The organism is Shimia aestuarii (genome assembly GCF_900114635.1).
Lineage (GTDB): Bacteria > Pseudomonadota > Alphaproteobacteria > Rhodobacterales > Rhodobacteraceae > Shimia > Shimia aestuarii.
This window is the reverse complement of record NZ_FOTQ01000007.1, coordinates 37,303-55,345: the sequence shown is the minus strand read 5'-3', so window position 1 is coordinate 55,345 and position 18,043 is coordinate 37,303. Positions and strand designations below refer to the sequence as shown.

General features: G+C 57.5%; 21 protein-coding genes. 9 read left to right on the top strand and 12 right to left on the bottom strand.

The features are described 5' to 3' along the window. The first annotated feature begins 193 nt into the window (after positions 1-193). Complete coding sequence (locus BMZ35_RS15465) at positions 194-2,749, top strand: penicillin-binding protein 1A (protein WP_093095135.1); 2,556 nt, start codon at positions 194-196, stop codon at positions 2,747-2,749. Positions 2,750-2,803: 54 nt separating this feature from the next. Here the strand turns inward: BMZ35_RS15465 and BMZ35_RS15460 are convergent, their stop codons facing one another. Continuing rightward, positions 2,804-4,597 carry an amidohydrolase gene (locus BMZ35_RS15460; protein WP_093094775.1) on the bottom strand — a complete coding sequence of 598 codons (1,794 nt, stop codon included), beginning with the start codon at positions 4,595-4,597 and terminating at the stop codon, positions 2,804-2,806. Positions 4,598-4,747: 150 nt separating this feature from the next. Between BMZ35_RS15460 and prfB the strand changes: the two genes are divergently transcribed. Further along, positions 4,748-5,875: a peptide chain release factor 2 gene (gene prfB, locus BMZ35_RS15455; protein ID WP_093094774.1), complete on the top strand. Its 1,128-nt coding sequence runs from the start codon at positions 4,748-4,750 to the stop codon at positions 5,873-5,875. Between the two features lie 12 nt (positions 5,876-5,887). On the opposite strand, the gene BMZ35_RS15450 is transcribed toward prfB, so the two are convergent. After that, the gene (locus tag BMZ35_RS15450; RefSeq protein ID WP_093094773.1) at positions 5,888-6,289 is read right to left on the bottom strand and encodes a hypothetical protein; all 402 of its coding nucleotides are present in this window, start codon (positions 6,287-6,289) and stop codon (positions 5,888-5,890) included. Positions 6,290-6,312: 23 nt separating this feature from the next. Then, positions 6,313-7,515, bottom strand: coding sequence for a pyridoxal phosphate-dependent aminotransferase (locus BMZ35_RS15445; RefSeq protein ID WP_093094772.1), 1,203 nt, complete (start codon positions 7,513-7,515; stop codon positions 6,313-6,315). An 84-nt stretch (positions 7,516-7,599) separates the two neighbouring features. Here BMZ35_RS15445 and BMZ35_RS15440 point away from each other — a divergent pair, with 84 nt between their 5' ends. From BMZ35_RS15440 to BMZ35_RS15430, 3 genes are all read left to right on the top strand, one after another. Next, positions 7,600-8,016, top strand: coding sequence for a helix-turn-helix domain-containing protein (locus BMZ35_RS15440; RefSeq protein ID WP_093094771.1), 417 nt, complete (start codon positions 7,600-7,602; stop codon positions 8,014-8,016). Beyond that, a complete protein-coding gene (locus tag BMZ35_RS15435) occupies positions 8,009-8,272 on the top strand; it encodes a succinate dehydrogenase assembly factor 2 (protein ID WP_093094770.1) in 264 nt (87 codons plus the stop codon). The genes BMZ35_RS15440 and BMZ35_RS15435 overlap by 8 nt, the downstream gene beginning before the upstream one ends. Positions 8,273-8,360: 88 nt before the next feature. Continuing rightward, complete coding sequence (locus tag BMZ35_RS15430) at positions 8,361-8,858, top strand: MarR family winged helix-turn-helix transcriptional regulator (protein ID WP_093094769.1); 498 nt, start codon at positions 8,361-8,363, stop codon at positions 8,856-8,858. On the opposite strand, the gene BMZ35_RS15425 is transcribed toward BMZ35_RS15430, so the two are convergent. The 5 genes from BMZ35_RS15425 to BMZ35_RS15405 all read right to left on the bottom strand — a co-directional run bounded on the left by BMZ35_RS15425 (position 8,852) and on the right by BMZ35_RS15405 (position 13,147). Beyond that, on the bottom strand, positions 8,852-9,622 hold the full coding sequence (locus BMZ35_RS15425; protein ID WP_242654824.1) for a DUF1194 domain-containing protein: 771 nt from the start codon (positions 9,620-9,622) through the stop codon (positions 8,852-8,854). The two genes, BMZ35_RS15430 and BMZ35_RS15425, sit on opposite strands and share 7 nt — an antisense overlap. Continuing rightward, complete coding sequence (locus tag BMZ35_RS15420) at positions 9,619-10,365, bottom strand: DUF1194 domain-containing protein (protein WP_242654822.1); 747 nt, start codon at positions 10,363-10,365, stop codon at positions 9,619-9,621. Before BMZ35_RS15420 ends, BMZ35_RS15425 begins: the two co-directional genes overlap by 4 nt. Then, entirely contained in the window at positions 10,332-10,760 is a 429-nt protein-coding gene (locus BMZ35_RS15415) for a VOC family protein (RefSeq protein ID WP_093094767.1), read from the bottom strand. The genes BMZ35_RS15420 and BMZ35_RS15415 overlap by 34 nt, the downstream gene beginning before the upstream one ends. 73 nt (positions 10,761-10,833) lie before the next feature. Then, positions 10,834-12,222 (bottom strand): tetratricopeptide repeat protein, encoded by a 1,389-nt coding sequence (locus BMZ35_RS15410; RefSeq protein WP_093094766.1) that lies wholly within the window; start codon positions 12,220-12,222, stop codon positions 10,834-10,836. Beyond that, on the bottom strand, positions 12,209-13,147 hold the full coding sequence (locus BMZ35_RS15405; protein WP_093094765.1) for a hypothetical protein: 939 nt from the start codon (positions 13,145-13,147) through the stop codon (positions 12,209-12,211). Before BMZ35_RS15405 ends, BMZ35_RS15410 begins: the two co-directional genes overlap by 14 nt. A gap of 203 nt (positions 13,148-13,350) precedes the next feature. On the opposite strand from BMZ35_RS15405, the gene thyX reads away from it, so the two are divergent. Together thyX and BMZ35_RS15395 are read left to right on the top strand one after the other, a co-directional pair. Continuing rightward, positions 13,351-14,259 carry an FAD-dependent thymidylate synthase gene (gene thyX, locus BMZ35_RS15400; RefSeq protein WP_093094764.1) on the top strand — a complete coding sequence of 303 codons (909 nt, stop codon included), beginning with the start codon at positions 13,351-13,353 and terminating at the stop codon, positions 14,257-14,259. Positions 14,260-14,373: 114 nt separating this feature from the next. Next, positions 14,374-14,670: a hypothetical protein gene (locus tag BMZ35_RS15395; RefSeq protein ID WP_093094763.1), complete on the top strand. Its 297-nt coding sequence runs from the start codon at positions 14,374-14,376 to the stop codon at positions 14,668-14,670. A 49-nt stretch (positions 14,671-14,719) separates the two neighbouring features. Here BMZ35_RS15395 and BMZ35_RS15390 read toward each other — a convergent pair whose 3' ends face one another. Next, positions 14,720-14,926 carry a cold-shock protein gene (locus BMZ35_RS15390; protein WP_093095131.1) on the bottom strand — a complete coding sequence of 69 codons (207 nt, stop codon included), beginning with the start codon at positions 14,924-14,926 and terminating at the stop codon, positions 14,720-14,722. Between the two features lie 213 nt (positions 14,927-15,139). On the opposite strand from BMZ35_RS15390, the gene BMZ35_RS15385 reads away from it, so the two are divergent. Both BMZ35_RS15385 and BMZ35_RS15380 read left to right on the top strand, forming a co-directional pair. After that, on the top strand, positions 15,140-15,451 hold the full coding sequence (locus BMZ35_RS15385; RefSeq protein WP_093095130.1) for an ArsC/Spx/MgsR family protein: 312 nt from the start codon (positions 15,140-15,142) through the stop codon (positions 15,449-15,451). 46 nt (positions 15,452-15,497) lie between these two features. Further along, entirely contained in the window at positions 15,498-15,866 is a 369-nt protein-coding gene (locus tag BMZ35_RS15380) for a hypothetical protein (protein WP_093094762.1), read from the top strand. A 2-nt stretch (positions 15,867-15,868) separates the two neighbouring features. Here the strand turns inward: BMZ35_RS15380 and BMZ35_RS15375 are convergent, their stop codons facing one another. The 3 genes from BMZ35_RS15375 to bufB are packed head-to-tail and all read right to left on the bottom strand — an operon-like array spanning position 15,869 to position 18,034. Then, positions 15,869-16,417 carry a DoxX family protein gene (locus BMZ35_RS15375; RefSeq protein WP_093094761.1) on the bottom strand — a complete coding sequence of 183 codons (549 nt, stop codon included), beginning with the start codon at positions 16,415-16,417 and terminating at the stop codon, positions 15,869-15,871. 10 nt (positions 16,418-16,427) lie between these two features. Then, entirely contained in the window at positions 16,428-17,180 is a 753-nt protein-coding gene (locus BMZ35_RS15370; RefSeq protein WP_093094760.1) for an HvfC/BufC N-terminal domain-containing protein, read from the bottom strand. Continuing rightward, positions 17,177-18,034 carry an MNIO family bufferin maturase gene (bufB, locus tag BMZ35_RS15365; RefSeq protein ID WP_093094759.1) on the bottom strand — a complete coding sequence of 286 codons (858 nt, stop codon included), beginning with the start codon at positions 18,032-18,034 and terminating at the stop codon, positions 17,177-17,179. Before bufB ends, BMZ35_RS15370 begins: the two co-directional genes overlap by 4 nt. Positions 18,035-18,043: the final 9 nt, after the last annotated feature.

Sequence of the window (18,043 nt, the reverse complement as noted above, 5' to 3'; positions counted from 1 at the left end):
TAGCTCGGAAGAACAGGAGGTCTGGTCGCGTGACGATCGCGAGATCGTGGTGTCGCGACGACTTCAGGCTGCTGCAAGTCGCGGGTAGGAAACGGCAGATTCGTGCTTAGCGCACCGGGCTTCGTGTTTTGACCCCTCGACGGGTGGTCTATATAGAGGGGTCTGACATACGGGCGTATTGGGGGCGCGAAGCGTGCTGAGATTCTTCTTTTCCTTCTTCGGGGGTATTTTCACCCTGTTGACGATGAGCGCGGCAGTGATCGCCTTGTCGATCGGCGCCGTTTTTTGGATCTATGGGCAGGAACTGCCCAGCCATGAAAGCCTTGCCCAGTACAAACCCCCGACGATCAGCCGGATTTATTCTGGCCAGGGCCGGATCATGGATGAGTTCGCAAAGGAGCGGCGTCTGTTCGTTCCGGCGGATGAAATCCCCGACATGGTTAAGCAGGCGTTCATCAGCGCAGAGGACAAGAATTTTTATACCCACAAGGGCTATGACGCGCGCGGGATCGCGGCGGCCGCAGTCGAGGCGGTGCAGTCGCGCGGTCAGAACGTTCGCGGCGCATCGACCATCACCCAGCAGGTGATGAAGAACTTCCTGTTGTCAGGCGACCGCAAGATCGAACGCAAGATCAAGGAAATCATCCTTGCGACACGGGTCGAGGAGACGTTGAGCAAGGACCAGATTCTCGAGCTTTATCTCAACGAGATCTTCCTTGGGCAGAATTCCTACGGTGTTGCGGCTGCGGCGCAGACCTATTTCAACAAGAACCTGACCGAGCTTGAGCCGCATGAGGCGGCGACGCTGGCGTCGATGCCCAAGGCACCGGGCAAGTTCCACCCTGTTCGAAACAAGGAGCGGGTGCTTGACCGGCGCAACTTTGTGCTGCGCGAGATGTATGAGAACGGATACATCACCGAGGCTGTGTATCAGTCGGAGCGGGAAAAACCGCTGCGTTCGGTGCAGAATGGCGATTTTGAAAGCTACAAGGTGGCAATGCCGCCACGCGATTATTTCTCTGATGAAATCCGGCGACAGCTGAGCCGGGATTTTGGGGAAGAGGAGTTCTTTTCCGGAGGGATGACCGTGCGGGCGACGGTGGATCCAGAGATGCAGCAGGTGGCGGCGCGGGCGCTGCGCCATGCGTTGGAAAAGTATGACCGTTCGCGCGGCGTCTGGCGGGGCACGGGTATGAAGCTTGAGCCTGAGATGTTGGGCGAAGAGAGCAAGTGGCGAGAAGCCTTGTCGGTGCTGGAAGTGCCCCGGGATGTGGATCTTGATGGACAATGGTACCCGGCGGTGGTGCTGGAAGTTGGCAAGAACGACGCGCGCGTTGGAATCGAGGGCGTCGAGGACGATGCCGGCGGGCACTGGATTCCGGCCAAGGACGTGCAATGGGCGCGCAAGCAGCTTGATGGCGGGCGGCTTGCCGGCAAGGCCAAAGTGGCCGGGGATCTGGTTGACGTGGGCGACGTGGTGCTTGTGCGTGCCATCACCAAGGATGATGACGATAGTTTCGTGCGCTGGTCGTTGCGGCAAGTGCCCGAGGTGCAGGGCGGCTTTATGGCCATGGACGTCAACAACGGCCGCGTGATCGCCATGCAGGGTGGGTTTTCCTATCAGGATTCGGTGTTCAACCGAGCGACGCAAGCCAAGCGCCAGCCGGGATCGAGCTTCAAACCCTTTGTTTATGCTGCAGCGCTGGACAGCGGATACAGCCCCGCAACCATCGTGATTGACGCGCCCATCGAGATAAACACACCGCAGGGCCTCTGGCGACCGCGCAACTCGACCAACAAGTTCTATGGACCGACCCCGATGCGGACCGGGATCGAGATGAGCCGGAACCTGATGACCATTCGACTGGCGCAGGAAATCGGAATGAACACCGTCGCGGATTATGCCGAGCGCTTTGGCGTCTATGAACAGATGGGGCAGTTCCTTGCCAACTCTCTAGGTGCTGACGAGACCACGCTTTATCAAATGGTCGCGGCCTATGCGATGTTCGCAAATGGCGGAGAACGGGTTGAGCCGACATTGGTGGACCGGGTGCAGGACCGCTATGGCAAGACGATTTATCGCCATGACCAGAGAGATTGTACCGATTGCGCCGATCCCGGCATTCCCGAAACACGCGGGCCGCGCATCGTGACCAACCGGGAACGGGTGATGGACCCGATCACGGCATACCAGCTGACATCGATGATGCAGGGCGTGGTGACGCGCGGAACCGCTTCAAGCCAGATCAAGTTGCCGGTGCCGGTGGCAGGCAAGACCGGGACAACCAATGAAGCCAAGGACGTTTGGTTTGTCGGGTTCACGTCGACCATCGTGGCCGGATGTTACATCGGTCATGATCGACCGCGCCCATTGGGAGCGGGGACCTATGGTGGCACAACCTGCGGACCTGTGTTCCAAGAGTTCATGAAAGAGGCGATCGAGAAATACGGTGGTGGTAAATTCCGTGTGCCGCCCGGTGGCCACTTCATCAAGATCGATCGCTACACGGGCGCGCGTCTTGCCGACGATGCAAGCGGAGCGCATGTGGTGGCCGAGTACTTCCGTGACGGCGAAGAGCCGGTGTTCGGCATTATGTATGACGGTGGCTTTGCCATGGGGTCGAACCTGCCGCTTGTGGAGGAGGTCGAGAAATACGGCGGGCGCGAGGTGACGACGTCAACCGGGGGTACGGCGGTTGTCGGGCCCAAGGCGGATTTCGGAACCGTGAGCTCTGGTGGGTTGTACTAACGCACCGCCTTTTGGGCGGTGCGTCTTGATGTCGAACCGGAAAACACGGCGGTCTTAACCGTCGCTTGAGCCGATCCCTGCCTGAAGAAGGTGAAGCGCAGTATGGCCCAATCGGGTGCTGGGCGTGCGCAGTTGGCCTTTCTTGGTGCCGGTCGTGGCCTCGTACACGACCTCGTCATCCTTGATCGTCACCATGACCTTCAGCGTATCTAGCGTTTCCGGGTCTATTTTGGTGGGATCGTCAGACAGGATTACGAAATCGGCGCGCTTACCGGGGGCGATGCTGCCTTTGTCGTTTTCCTCGAAATGCTGCCAGGCGGGCCAGATCGTCATTGCTTTAAGTGCGGTCATAACGTCAACGCGTTGGTCGGGGCCGAGAATATCGCCCGACCGAGTGCGCCGCGTCACGGTCGCATCAAGAATGCGCATGCTGTCAGGAAAGGCGACAGGGGCGTCGTGGTGACTTCCGAACATCATGCCGCGCGTGCGCACCCAGCCGGTGGGCGAGATATTGTCAGCATTCACTGGACCAACCGTGTGGTCGCGATGCCAGTCGCCCCAGTAGAAGGTGTGCATCGGGAACAGTGACGGGAACACTCCGAGAGCCTGCATGGTGTCAACCTGATCCTCGCGCAGGAACTGACCGTGGATCAGAACAGGGCGGATTTCACGGTCGCCATGCTTTTTTTGCGCCGCGGCAATGGCGGCAATTAGCATGTCCGAAGCGCCCTCGCCGTTGGAGTGGGTCAGGATCTGGACCCCGTTGGCATACGCCCAGTCTATGGCATTTGTGGTCTGCTCCATGGTGATAGCAGAATAGCCAAGGTAGCCGGCAGGATAGTCGCCCACCGGGTCGAAATACGGCCGATCACGCAGCGCGGTGAAGCCTTGGGGCGAGCCGTCGATGGTGAGCTTGGCGCCGCCCACGCGCACGTGCCCGTCGTAGGATTTGGAGTGGACGTCACCGATGTAGTCCCGCGCCTCGATTACGTCTGGGTAAGCCACCACGTCGATTGTAAGTTCCCCGGCCTTGTCGAGTTCATGGAGTGCAGCCACGATTTCTGGTGAGGATCGCCCTTCCTGGGCGGTGGTATAGCCGTAACTGGCCCATAGTTCGGTGCCGGCCCGCGCAAACGCGAGCATGCCCGCTTCGCCAAGCCCGCTAAGCATCGGCACCAGCGCACCGAAGAAGGCGTATTCCTCGAGCACGCCGTCAGGGTCGCCATTTGCATCGCGCCGTATCACGCCGCCGGGAGGGTTCTCGGTTTCGGCTGTGTAACCGACCAATTCGAGCGCCTTGGAGTTGGCGACGCCAAGGTGACCGGACTGGTGCACGATGATGATCGGATACTCGGTCGAAACCGCGTCCAGCTCGTCTCGGGTGGGGTGGCGCAGTTCGGCCAGCTGGGCGTTGTCATAGCCAAAACCGATGATGACGCCGACCCTGGCAACCCGGTCGGCATTGGCCTCGAGCCAATTGCGCAGGCTATCCTGAAGGCTGGCGACGTCGGTGACCTCGCCGTCGGGCGGGGCCAGAAGGTTGGCTGACATCGCCTGCAAACCGCCGAGAACAACATGACCGTGGCTGTCGACGAAGCCGGGCAGCATGGCGCGTCCATCCAGATCGAAGACTTTGGTCGAGTCGCCGCTATGGGCGACCATGTCGGCATTGGTGCCAACGGCGAGAATGCGCCCATCCTTGACCGCGACGGCCTCGGCCGTCGGCAGGGCGTCTTCAATCGTGAGAATCGGGCCGCCGGAGTAGATTGTGTCGGCGATCTCCTGAGCCACTGCGGCGGCTGGTGCCGTGCTGGCGAACAGCAATGCGGAAAGGGAAAGAAAGCGCATGGGAAATCCTTTTGATTGTGAATGAACCAGAGTGATTTTGCGGTGGTCCTTAGCCTACGCGTTTTGTGAGCGTGCGCCTAGATGCTGAGTCCTTGCCCATTGTTCACGGCTCGGCTATCACCCGTTTCTGAACAAACATAGGGCAGTCACATGCGCGCCGAAGCTCAGAATACCGTTGCGGAAATTGAAAAGTCTCTCAACCTGCTGCGTCAGCGGCTGGATTGGGAAACGGCGGAGTTCCGGCTTGAGGAATTCAACGCGCGAGTCGAAGATCCGGACCTCTGGAATGATCCAGAAGGGGCGCAAAAGCTGATGCGCGAGCGGCAGACACTTGTGGATGCGATTGCCACCGTGAAATCGATCGAGACCGATCTAAACGACAATGTCGAGCTGATCGAACTTGGTGAAATGGAAGAGGATGACGAGGTTGTCAAAGAAGCCGAGCAGGCGCTGAAGGCGCTCGCAACGAAGGCGGCTGAGAAAGAGCTTGAGGCGCTGCTTGACGGTGAGGCCGATGGCAATGACACGTTTCTGGAAATCAACTCGGGCGCTGGAGGGACGGAAAGCTGCGACTGGGCCAGCATGCTGGCGCGCATGTATGTGCGTTGGGCGGAGAAGAAAGGCTACAAGGTCGAGCTGCAGTCGGAGACCCCGGGTGAAGAGGCCGGTATCAAATCGGCGGCCTACAAGATTTCCGGGCACAACGCTTATGGCTGGCTGAAATCCGAGAGCGGGGTGCACCGGCTAGTGCGAATCTCGCCATATGACTCGGCAGCCAAACGGCACACCTCGTTCAGCTCGGTCTGGGTTTACCCGGTCGTGGATGACAACATCGAGATCGAAGTGAACCCTGCGGATATCCGGGTGGACACCTACCGTTCGTCCGGGGCCGGCGGTCAGCACGTGAACACCACCGACTCTGCCGTGCGAATTACACACATCCCGACCGGGATCGTGGTGACAAGCTCGGAAAAATCACAGCACCAGAACCGCGATATTGCCATGAAGGCCCTTAAATCAAGGCTTTATCAGCAAGAACTGGACCGGCGCAACGCTGCGATCAATGAAGCGCACGAGGCCAAGGGCGATGCTGGCTGGGGCAACCAAATCCGCTCTTACGTGCTGCAGCCCTACCAGATGGTCAAGGATCTGCGCACCAACCATGAGACCAGTGACACCAAGGGTGTGCTGGACGGGGACTTGGACGGATTCATGGCGGCAACGCTGGCAATGGACGTGGCTGGCAAGAGCCGGGCAGACGCGCAGAGCGACGACTGATCCTGCCGCGCATCAGCCTTTCAAAAGCCGATCTGCTTTCTTGCGCACCAAAACGGAGCGCAGGTCGTGCATGGCCAGTAGCAAATCATCCGTGATTTCTTCCAACTGATCATTGCTTGCCCTAGACTGGGCCCATTGCGTGGTGAGGTTCAGGTAGTCCACCGCGCGATGAATGTCGTCCATGTCCCGTTCAGCCAGAAGAGCGCGGCGTCCGTCCATCCATACCCTGATTGTCTCGACGTCTTCATCCGAAAGGGGTCGGTCGCCATGTGGTTTGACTTCGCCATTCTTGATGTTCACCACGGCGATCTGGTCCATCTCGATACGCCGCTGTCGATTCTCCGTGTCCACGCGGAACACGACTGCGCCGTTTTCACGGACCCTAAAATAATAGTCTGGCAGATCGCCGCCCATGATGTTGCCCTGTTGCCTCTGGCTTATGTCAATTTGGCGCAGAAATCCTGAATACGCTCGCAGGCAGTTTTCAGCGCTTCGTCAGACGTAGCGTAGCTGACCCGGAAGTTTGGGGAAAGCCCGAAGGCGGCCCCGAACACGACCGCAACGCCGGTGTCTTCGAGCAAGGCGCGCGAAAAGGTCTCGTCATCTTCGATCACGGTGCCGTCCGGTGTGGTCTTACCGATCAGGCCGGCGATGGACGGATAAACGTAGAAGGCGCCCTCGGGTACGGGGCAGGTGATACCATCAATCTCGGAGAGCATCGAGACCACCAGATCGCGCCGACGTTTGAACACCACATTGTTTTTGGACAGAAAATCCTGGGGCCCGTTCAGCGCTTCGACCGCTGCCCATTGGCTGATCGAACAGGGGTTCGAGGTTGATTGAGACTGGATCTTGCGCATGGCGGCGATGAGTTCTACTGGACCTGCCGCATATCCGATACGCCAGCCGGTCATGGCATAGGCCTTGGACACACCATTGCAGGTGAGGGTGCGTTCATAGAGAGCAGGTTCCACCTGGGCCGGTGTACAGAACTCAAAACCGTCATAGGCGAGGTGTTCGTACATATCGTCCGTCATCACCCAAACATGGGGATGTCGCATCAATACGTCCGTCAGGGCCTTGAGTTCCTTGCGGCTGTAACCTGCGCCCGTCGGGTTGGAGGGCGAGTTGAAAATCAGCCATTTGGTCTTGGGCGTGATTGCCGCTTCAAGCTGTTCAGGGGTTAGCTTGAAACTGTTTTCCAGAGTCGCTGCCGCGATGACAGGGGTCCCGCCCGCAAGCAGGACCATGTCCGGGTAGCTCACCCAATAGGGAGCCGGAATCACCACTTCGTCGCCGGGATTAAGCGTCGCCATCAGCGCGTTGTAGAGAATCTGCTTGCCACCGGTGCCGACCGACACCTGTTGCGGTGTATAGCGCAGCCCGTTCTCCCGTTCGAATTTGGCACAGATCGCGGCCTTGAGTTCCGGAATGCCATCTGGGGCGGTGTATTTGGTCTTGCCTGCCTCGATCGCCGCAATACCCGCGGCCTTGATGTTCTCGGGCGTGTTAAAATCAGGCTCTCCGGCGCCAAGGCCGATCACGTCTTTTCCGGCAGCCTTGAGTTCGCCCGCCAGAGTCGTGACAGCAATGGTGGGAGACGGTTTCACTCGGGAAAGAGTTTTGGACAAGAAAGTCATGGCGGCCTCGTTTGTAATCACTAAGTCAATGTCTTAGGGTGCGCACTGGACCCGTTCAAGCGAGATCGCAGAAAGGATCAGATTATGCCGCAGGACCAAGAACACGAGCAGACCGCAAACGAATGGTATGGCGACGATGTCGCGACATTTGGCGACCGTTTGGCCGCCGCACGAGAGGCCGCCGGGCTGAAGCGGGCAGAGTTTGCAAGACGTCTTGGGGTGAAGAAGATTACCGTGGCGGATTGGGAAGGAGATATTTCCGAGCCGCGCGCAAACCGCCTTCAGATGATGGCGGGGCTATTGAACGTGTCGGTTGGCTGGCTTTTGACAGGCGAAGGGGATGGTGTCGATGCCCCTGCGGATGTCGAAGGGAATGATGATCCCGGATTGATTGCATTGTTGGGGGATATCCGCGATATCCGCGGACGCATGAAAAAGGATCTCGACCGCTTGGGGCGGATCGAGGCGGCACTGCGCAAAAGGTTGATCGAAGATGAGTGAAACCCACGAAAATCGTCTCAAGCGGATGAAAATGCGTTCCATGCGGCGGGGCATCAAGGAAATGGACATCATTCTTGAGCGCTATGCAGATGATAACCTGGCGTCGATGGATGAAGATGCGCTCGATCTTTATGATGCCTTGTTGCACGAAAACGATCAGGATCTTTATCAATGGGTGACGGGCCAGAAGCCTGCCCCAGAACACTTCAGATCGCTGATCAAAGATATCTCACAAGCCATCAGCGGCGCTGAATAGTTCGTATTTTAGCGGTCTTTGTCTCATTTAACTGATTGTTCGGCTTTATCCTTCAGGGTCCGATGGAGTTAAGTTGTCGGAGACGAAGATGAGCTTTCATTCATCCATGGGGGGGAGCCCGGACCAGGGCTTCATGGCGGGCTATCTGGATTCACTTGCACTTGTGGAACGGTTGCACCGCCTGCTGTTGGATGTGATCAAGGACGAGTTTGAGCGGGTTGGCGTGTTGGAAATCAACGCGGTTCAGGCGTTGTTGCTGTTCAATATCGGCGATAACGAGGTGACAGCAGGCGAACTGAAATCGCGCGGGTATTACCAAGGCAGCAATGTCAGTTACAATTTAAAGAAGCTGGTGGAGATGGGATACATGCATCACCAGCGCTGTGAGATCGATCGAAGATCGGTTCGGGTCCGCCTGACGGAAGAGGGGCGTAAGATTCGCGACATCGTTGCGACTCTATTCGAACGACATGCCGACGGGTTGCAATCCAAGGGTGTGCTTGGACCGGAAGGTATTGAGAACATTACGCATGCCTTGCGTCGTGTCGAACGCTACTGGACGGATCAGATCAGGTATATCTACTGACTGCGCACTGCGATCCGTGGGTTTTGCGCAGGTGTAGCATCCCCAGTACGGAACGCAGGGGTGGCAGGGCCTGTTGCCAAAGACAGGCCCTGAAGCTCCCTTTTGAGTTTGCGCACCATGGCACGTTCGAAATCGGAAAAGCCAAGCGCGGTTTCGATAAAAGCATCCGGACCTTGGATGACCCAGGCCCGGAAATAACTTGAGAGCTCGCCGACATCTGCCTGACGCCTGTCTGTGCTGGCGGTATCATCCGAGCCTATGACGAGAGCATTGATCGTAATATGTGTGGGCAGGCGGATGTCGCGGGGGCGGGGGCCGGTGTTCGATTTTCCATCGCCAGAAATATCAAGCGTGTGTTTCCAGCAGGCTGGTCGCCGCGCGAGCAACGCGCCGCCAAAGGTCTTGGCTGTGCCAAGAGCCGTGGAAGGATCCATGCTGGAACGCGCGACGGTGTTGAGATGTCCGGCAAAGGATTGCAAAGTGGCAAGATCGCCAATTGAACGCCAGGGGAGAAGGAGGCGTTGGTCGTAGGGGCCACTCCATTCATAGACGGCCAGGTCGACGGGATGCGCGGGCAGGGACAGCAACGCCTCAACCACTTCCGGGTGCTGCAGCGCTGCGGCGAGGCCGTCAAGTTGCAGTCGGTATTCTTTGCTGTCAACTGATCCAGAGACATCCAGCCCAAGCGCCAATGCCTGGCGGCATTCGGCGGCGGCCACGCCCGGCAACGCCGCCAGTAATAACGCGAACAGGCCGATCTTCAAGGAGGCGCCTCCAATCGAGAGAAAACGGCGGATCCCAGTTCGCGCTCCAGCTTGCGCCGCTGCGCGCGCTCGAAATCTTCGAATCCCTGGGCCACTTCGACGAAAGCCCCTGGTCCACGCAGCAGGTGTTGCCTGTAATAATCTGATATGCTGATATTTTTTCCGGTTTCAGGAGCGGTCGTTGTCCCGGAGGTCTCAATTGCCAGACCGTTGACCGTCACCCCCGAAAACGGAAAATGGACATAGGCTTGGTGTGGCGTGAAACCTTCATTGTTGCGACCGTCGCCGCTGACATCAATGGTTTGCGCCATGCATTCAGGGGCTCGGCGGAGAAGCGTGGCCGCGTATCCCACTGCGTGCCCAAGTGCGGTTGGAAACTCTGATGTGCTGCGCTTTGAGCGCCCGATAATTGTGGCCGATGCCAGAAGATCCTGCGCGGACGTGATCATCACCCAGTCCAGCAACATGGCCTGATTATAGCGTCCACTCCATTCGAACACCGCCAATGCAACCGGCTCGGGAGATTGAAGGAATGCGGCCTGCACCTCGGGGGCGATCAACGCGGCGGCGAGACCGGCGCGTTGCAACCGGTCTTCTTCCTCATCCACCGAAGAGGACACGTCCATGGCAAGCACAAGCGCCAGCCTGCACGCGGCGGCTTTGGCCGGAAGGCTTGCCAGCGTCAGGCCCACGAGTGTGCATACGCGGATCACCAGTGCCCTGTGCTGTCCATGCTGGCCCACGGTTCCGCAGGGGGCAGCGCCTCGCCTTGTTGCAAGAGTTCGATTGAGATGTTGTCTGGTGAGCGCACAAAGGCCATGCGTCCGTCGCGCGGAGGACGATTGATCACAACGCCATTGTCCTGAAGATGCTGACACATCTCGTAAATGTTGCCGACCTCGTAGGCGAGATGGCCGAAGTGGCGGCTGTCGCTGGGAAGGCCTTCATCGCCGTCCCAGTTATAGGTCAATTCCAGCGGACAATCATGGTCGCCATCTGCGGCCAGATAGACGAGTGTGAAACGACCGGCTTCGCTTTCGTAGCGCTTGATTTCCTTGAGGCCCAGAAGTGCAAAAAAGGCCATGGATTTATCAAGGTCAGCAACGCGGACCATGGTGTGCAGGTATTTCAGGTGCATGTTGTTTCCAGTGTGGCTCCCAATCTGGCCATACTGTGCGGGGCCTCCGGGCAATTGTCGAGGGGCGCCCTGATCAGAATGACGAGCGGATGCCAATGTTCACTGAGAGTTGACGGGTATCGAAACGGCTTACGTTGGAGTCAGTCTGAAGTGCACGCAGGGTCATCGTTGGCGCAAAACCGGCATATTGCATGTTTAGGAAGGACAGGTCGACCTCACCGGCAATCGATAGGTCCTGGCGCCCGCCGGGCACTGGGATGAACCCGACACGATAATCGGGATAGTCGCTGTAGCCAACATTGAGGGAGGTGCTGATCTGGATATTTCCCAGGGGTTTCGCAAACGAGTAGCGAAGGTTCGCGGAACCGCCACGCGACGTGAAGACCGGGTTCGAATCCTCGGTATGATAGAGGCTGAGGTGCGTGCTGAGCGTGTCGCCCCTTGGAAGTTCTTGTGAAAACCCGAAACTCAGGCCGCTGAACACATCGGTGCCGTTAGGAGCATCGGTGTCGCGGCGCCACTCCCGTTTTGCGAGGATAGACAACGACTTGTTGCCCGAAAGTTGTTTGCCAACCCCCCCTTCGAGGCGCGCAAGGTCGTATGATGGGTCTCCTGCGTACCACGCACGGCCGACAATCGCCCCGACGCTCCAGACGGGTGTCTCCTTGGAGGTCCGAAACGCGTGGCGTACTCCACCCTCGAGAAGAGAATAAGCGTAGTCCGACCCGCGGGCACCGGGAGCCGTTTGTTTTGCCTCGTCAGAAAGTGAAACCTGCCGGGTGAAATAGCGACCGATGGCGCGTGTCTCGCTGGTTTCGGTTTCGTGAAAACGATAGCTGAAGCGGGCATTGAACATCGCCTCGATGCCCGATAGCGCCATGGCATCACCGACGTTCACCCCGATCACCGGGACGCCATCGATTATCATGTACCTCGACACTGAGCCGTTGTTGACGTTTGAAGAGGGGGCCACCGATGTGTCGATCCAGAAACGAAAGGGGTTCTGGTTGCGGATACGTTTGAAATCGCGCTCGACAATCCTGCGCTGAACGTCGTTGGGTGCATCGCTATGTGCACGGCGCAACCAGTATTGTGCCCATGTCAGGGACCTGTCCTGATAGGCCAAACGTGCGCTCAGGCTGGCGGACATGTAGCTTTGAACATCGCTTTGGGAGTATCGAAACGCCAAACGCGAGGACTTGCGCGCGGCATCAATGTTGCCGGAACGGGCATGCACCATGGCGAGGGCATAGTGCGCCGAAGGATCCTTGCCATCTTCGCGCAAGAAGGCGTGGGCGATTTGCGCAGCTGCCTTTGGCTGATCGGTTCGTAACGCATGCGCCATCAGTTCGCGCGCCTGAATCTTTGTCAGGACAGGGGGGACACCCTGGCTTTGTGCAGCGCCAGCCGCGAAGAGAAATACTGCGTGGGCAATAAGCGCGGTTGCTTTAGTCCGCCACATTCGTACAGATGCTCGCTTCTCCGGGCGTGTTGCATTGCGACAGGACAAAGAATCCACGTTCCAGTTCATCGTCCAGAGCGTCTATGAATTCTTCCATGTTGATCGCGCCGCCAACGGATGAGGCATTGGTGCCACCGAAAACGCCGCCATAATCTCCGATTTTTCGTCCAACTTCACCGGTGAACTCGACCTCGCCCAAGAAGCTGCCATCCGTGCCGATATCGGTAATGATCAGCGCCAAATCGGGAAGATCAGTGGGTGTCGACAAAAGCACCTGACGATCAAAAATCCCGCCGTTAACTGCCATGTCAGAGAAGTTTGCGTTGAGGAAGATCTGGCCGGTGATCATCACAGGATCTCCGGGAAGCAGCGACGGATCGACGCTACCTGGGCCAATCGGTCGGGCGATATTCGTGATCCCAACATAGTTGCCCGCATAGGAAACCTGTCCGGCGCCCGGGCCTGTACCGATCTCCGGTGGTGTAAAATCGCCTTCGCGTGTGTAATAGGCGCCTTGCAGAACGCGGTTGAATTGCCCGCCATCCCCGACGAGCCCGGCTTGCACGGAGCCATCGGTGCTTTGTCCGACCATGGCCACGAAGAAGCGGTCGAGCGAGTCCTCTTGAACGGTATAGGCTTCATACCCGTTCAAGTCGCGCGTGGCATCTCGTGTGTAGATGACATCAACGGGCGTCGAGTCCAGAGCGTAAATCTGGGCTGTCACCGTTTTGTTTGTTGCATCATAGGCGATCGATTTGAGGTTGCCCGCCAAAGACTCTGGTACCGTCAGCGTGTCTTCAGTGGGTTCCGGAGTTGGTTCGGTGACCGGGTCCTCGGTGGTTTCATCAACCGGGTTGAAAGGATCGCCGCCGCCGCACGCCGCGACGGTGGCCAGGGCGGCCATCAGGAAAAACGAGCGGATCATATCACTGCCTCAGTTACTGCTATCGCCCGGTTATCCGGGTCGTTAGGGAAATCGTCTACGAGACACGGCAAAAAGTCAACGTTGCGTCTTCAGGGGCCCGATCATTGTTGCGGCGATGTCGCCTCAATCCTGTGTTTCCAAGCTGTGGTGCCTCAATATATAGTGGCGCAACGCAAGACGTAACACGCAAGGGAATCGCCCACATGTCGCTGACATCCGAACAAAAGGCCGAAATCGACGCGCTTCGAGCCAATCCGAACCAGACGTTGCGCACTGTCAGCGATGGAATGGAGAAACATCTCTATTCGGCCATTCCGGTTTTGGATCACGGTTTTGTGCGAGTGATCGACTACATGGGCGACGACGCGGCCATCTGTCAGGCGGCCCGTGTGAGCTATGGCAAGGGGACGAAAAGTGTCCAGAATGATGAAGGGTTGATCCGTTATCTCATGCGGCATTGGCACTCGACGCCGTTTGAAATGTGCGAGATCAAGCTGCACGTGAAACTGCCGGTGTTTGTGGCGCGCCAGTGGATTCGGCATCGGACAGCCAATGTGAACGAGTACTCTGCGCGGTATTCGATTTTGGACCGCGAATTTTACATTCCCGCGCCCGAGCATATCAACGCTCAGTCGGTGGTGAACAATCAGGGTCGGGGCGATGTGCTGCAGGGTGACGAGGCCAAGCGCGTGTTGGAAATCCTCAAGGCGGACAGTGCGCGGTGTTACGACAATTACGAGGCTATGATAAGTGATGACGGACAAGCCGGATTGGCGCGTGAACTTGCCCGGATGAACCTGCCTGCCAATATCTATACCCAGTGGTACTGGAAAGTGGACTTGCACAACCTGCTACATTTCTTGAGGCTACGTGCCGATGCCCATGCCCAATATGAAATCCGCGTCTATGCCGACGCGATCTGCAACGTGGTAGCAGACTGGGTACCCGCGGCTTACCGGGCTTTCGAGGATTATCGAATGGGCGCCGTGACCATGTCCGCACAGATGATGGATTGCCTGCGTCGGATGCTGAAAGGGGAAACGGTTGAACAGGAAAACAGCGGTTTGAGCGCGCGTGAATGGCGCGAGTTTCAGGATATGTTGAGCACATGATCGGAGCCATTGCTGAAACACATTGTTTCCGTGTGGGAAATTGACAGTTTCCCGCGCGCCACTTTAGGCTGGTTTCGTTAACCAGTTTGTTGCAGCAACCGGAGCGATTGTCTCATGAAAAGAATTTACAGCCTGGCCGCGGCACTCGCGCTAGCCGCGGCGCCGGCAACGGCGCAAACCTGGAGCAGCAATGCGCCCAAAATCGGGCCCGTCAATCAACCCGAGGGCATGCTCATTCATCCTTATCCCAGCAAGGCGAACTACTGCCCAAGCGGGTTACAACCCATCACCATGGGTGGAGTGATCTGCTGCGGTACCCCCAATACCGGTGAGGCCTATTACAATCGCGCGGGGGGCGTGCGCCACAGCCATTCATCGAGTTGTCCCGAAGGTGTGAAGGGCTGTTCTTGATTGGTAATGTGGTCGGGGCACCGCGCAACAGTGCATGCCCCGAACCAAATTACAGTAGCTTGATTTCGCCGGCCATATCGCGCCCGTCGCGCCCTTGCGCCATCTCGAATTCGACTTTCTGGTTGTCTGTCAGCCCTTTGAGGCCAGAACGCTCGACTGCCGAAATATGTACAAAAACGTCCTTGCCGCCGTCTTCAGGCTCAATAAATCCGTAGCCCTTAGTTGAGTTAAACCACTTTACGGTACCGCGTGGCATACCGTTCTCCTTCTTTTCTTTCAAGTCTCTCCGTGCGCCTGCGCGGAGCGCACACCTGACCAACACCCGAATGAAATAACTTTTGCCCTGCGGACGTCGAATGCCAAATGTACTGCGGGCAGGATTGCAGGTGTTTGGCAAAAATCAAGCAAAACCCGCGTGAAAATGGAAATTGGATGCGCTATGCAGGGCATCGATCACTTGGAGGATGACATGCGCCTGTTCGGTCTGAAAACCTGCGATACGTGCCGTAAGGCACGGAAAAAGCTTCCTAATGTTGATTTTGTAGACGTTCGGACAGATGGTGTTCCGAATGATGTTCTTGAAAGAGCGCTTGCCGAATTTGGCGCCGCTTTGATTAATACTCGGTCGACAACATGGCGTGGTCTGTCCGAAGATGAGCGCAAGAAAGCACCTGTCACGTTGCTAAAGGAACATCCGGCCCTCATGAAACGACCTTTGATTGAATATGACGGGAAATTGTCTCTGGGGTGGACTGCTGAAGTGCAGGCAGCCCTTGGTTAAGTCAACGGGGCTGACTATCTGACAAGCGGACGCACTGGAGAATGTTATGCGCAACGCGGCACTGACCCTTGGGATTATTGCGGGTGTAATCGGGATGATCGTTGGCTTTTTCGGTTGGGGATATACCGAGGTCATCGAACGGTACGGTGAATTGCCGGATCTTGCGGAACAGGTGGACAATGTTCAACTCGTGCGGGCCAGCGCGCTTATTGCACCAATGCTTGCGATCGCGGGTGGAGCAATGGCCCGTGCGCGAGCGCTTTGGGGGGGCATTCTGCTTTTGGCTTCGGCAGCGGGAATGTACGCGGCATTCGGTTTCAACGTCTTCACGATGTTCCCGATTAGTTTTGCAGCTTTGGGCGGCATCCTGGCGATTGCCGCCGGCAAGCCCGACGAGGAACAGGCGCATTTCTGAGGTTAAAGCCCGCGTTTCAGGATGCGATCCAATGACAAGGGTCCTGCGCCCTTGATCAGGATGACGAGAAACAGGAACATCCAGAGCCCGCGCTGATCGAGGATCAGGCCGTCCGGAAACCGGTCAAACCATGCGCCAACTGACTTGGGATCGTTGATTAGGTGATGGCCATAGAGATCCGTCAGGGATTGCACAGTGACGAAGCCGATCATTCCTAATGCAGCGATGCGGGCAAGGAGGCCGATGATGATAAGGGCAGGGAGAATGAACTCTGCCAGAGTGCCACTGACCACAACCACCCAGTGAAACACGCCCAGCTGGCTCGAATCGTATCCAACGGCCTCGAACGCCTTCGGGAAGATCTGTGCATAGGCGCCCATGCTTGGGGTGAACACCCCTAAGAAGCCGTCGCCCAGTTTGGTCAGTCCCGATTTCCAGAAGTACCCGGCGAGGACGGCTGCAAAGAGAAAGCGGGCGACCGTTGGAAGAAGCCAGTCGAGCCGATCCAATCGGCCGGAAAGGCCGTCATATAGGGCAAAAAGTGTTTTCATGTCTCTTCCGTCAGTTTTTTGTTGTTATTTTGGTGATCGCGTTTCCGGTCAGGAGCTGAGTGAGCAGCGGACCAAGATTGAACCCGGTATCCACAAGAGCCGCCTGTTCTGCCGCATCGCCAAGTGTAGCCCCTCCAAGCAAGGACCTCATGCAAGAGGCTTCCGCTGGGGTAAGTAGATGCGGTTCGGGGTCGAAGGCGGGCCGCAGGACCAAGATGCTTTCAGGTTTTGCGGTGGGTTTGGGGCCATTGCGCATGTTGAAAGCCCAGATGCCGTAAATCGGCCAATCGGACGTCACTATTGCGACCGCAGGCGCAAAGGAAAAAGAGACGTCGCTTAGCTCAAGGGGAGTGATTGCAGCAAGCGTTGCTGGGTCAATTGGCGCTGCGTCGGCAGCGTGGTAGGCGCGTCGCAGGGCCAGTTCCAACGCCGCGACATCGCCGAGGTATCCGAGATGTGCAAGCGGTTCGAATTCAACCAAGAAGGATGGGAACTCTTGGCCATAGTGCATCATCAGTGGAGAGCTCGGCGGGTGCTGTCGAAGAAACACGCCGGAAATGGCTTTGAAGTTCTCTTCACCAAGAAGTTTGGTAATTGCGGGAAAGCCGGTTTCAAGCGCTTCGGTGAGGGAAACCGCCACATTGTTGCGGTAGACGTCAAAGCGTTTCCGCGCCAGGCGACCCTTCGCATCTTCTAGACCGTTGGGGCGATCTTTATCCGGATCGAGTAGCGCCGCGCGAAAAATTGTTTGGGAAACCGTCATGCCGGGACCTTCGCCAACGCTTGTGATGCGCGGTGGGCTTCGGCATGAAGCTCTGGCCATTCGGGCACGTCATTGTCCCATTCGATCAGGATCGGGCGCGGGCCGGATGCTGAAAGTACGTGGTCCAGCAACGCCCAGACGGGATCGACAACCGGTTTGCCATGGCTGTCGATAAGCAGCACATGGCCGTGCTCATCCGCATCTTCATCATGGCCGCCCAAGTGGATTTCTCCAACTTTATCAATAGGAAAGGCGTCAATGTAGGCGCGGGGATCATAGTCTAGGTTTGTTGCGGAAACGAACACATTGTTGACGTCCAGCAAAAGGCCGCATCCGGTGCGATTTGATACTTCGCGCAGGAAATCTGGCTCGGACCATGTGCTTTCGGCGAAGGCGAGGTAACTGGAGGGGTTCTCCAGCATCATCTGCCGCCCGATCGTGTCCTGCAAATGGTCGATATGTCGGCAAACACGTTCAAGTGTGCTTTGGGTATAGGGCAGCGGAAGTAGATCGTTGAGAAACGCGCCTTCGTGGGTGGACCAGGCGAGATGTTCTGAAAAAACAGTCGGTTGAAGCCAGTTATTCAGGTTCTTCAATCGCGCCAGATGATCGCGATCAAGCGGAGCTTCGCCGCCAATGGACAGGCCGACACCGTGCACTGAAATGGCAAATCGCTCTGACAGGTGCCGCAATTGCGCCAAAGGGCGTCCGCCGTCACCCATGTAGTTTTCGGCATGCACTTCCAGCCAGGAGACAACGCCGGGCTCTTCGAGCAAAGCCGTGTAATGTTGTGGCTTGTAGCCGACTCCGGGCGCGTCGGGCAAAGGCGTTGAGCGGGGGCGGGTATCAAACATCGAGTGTCT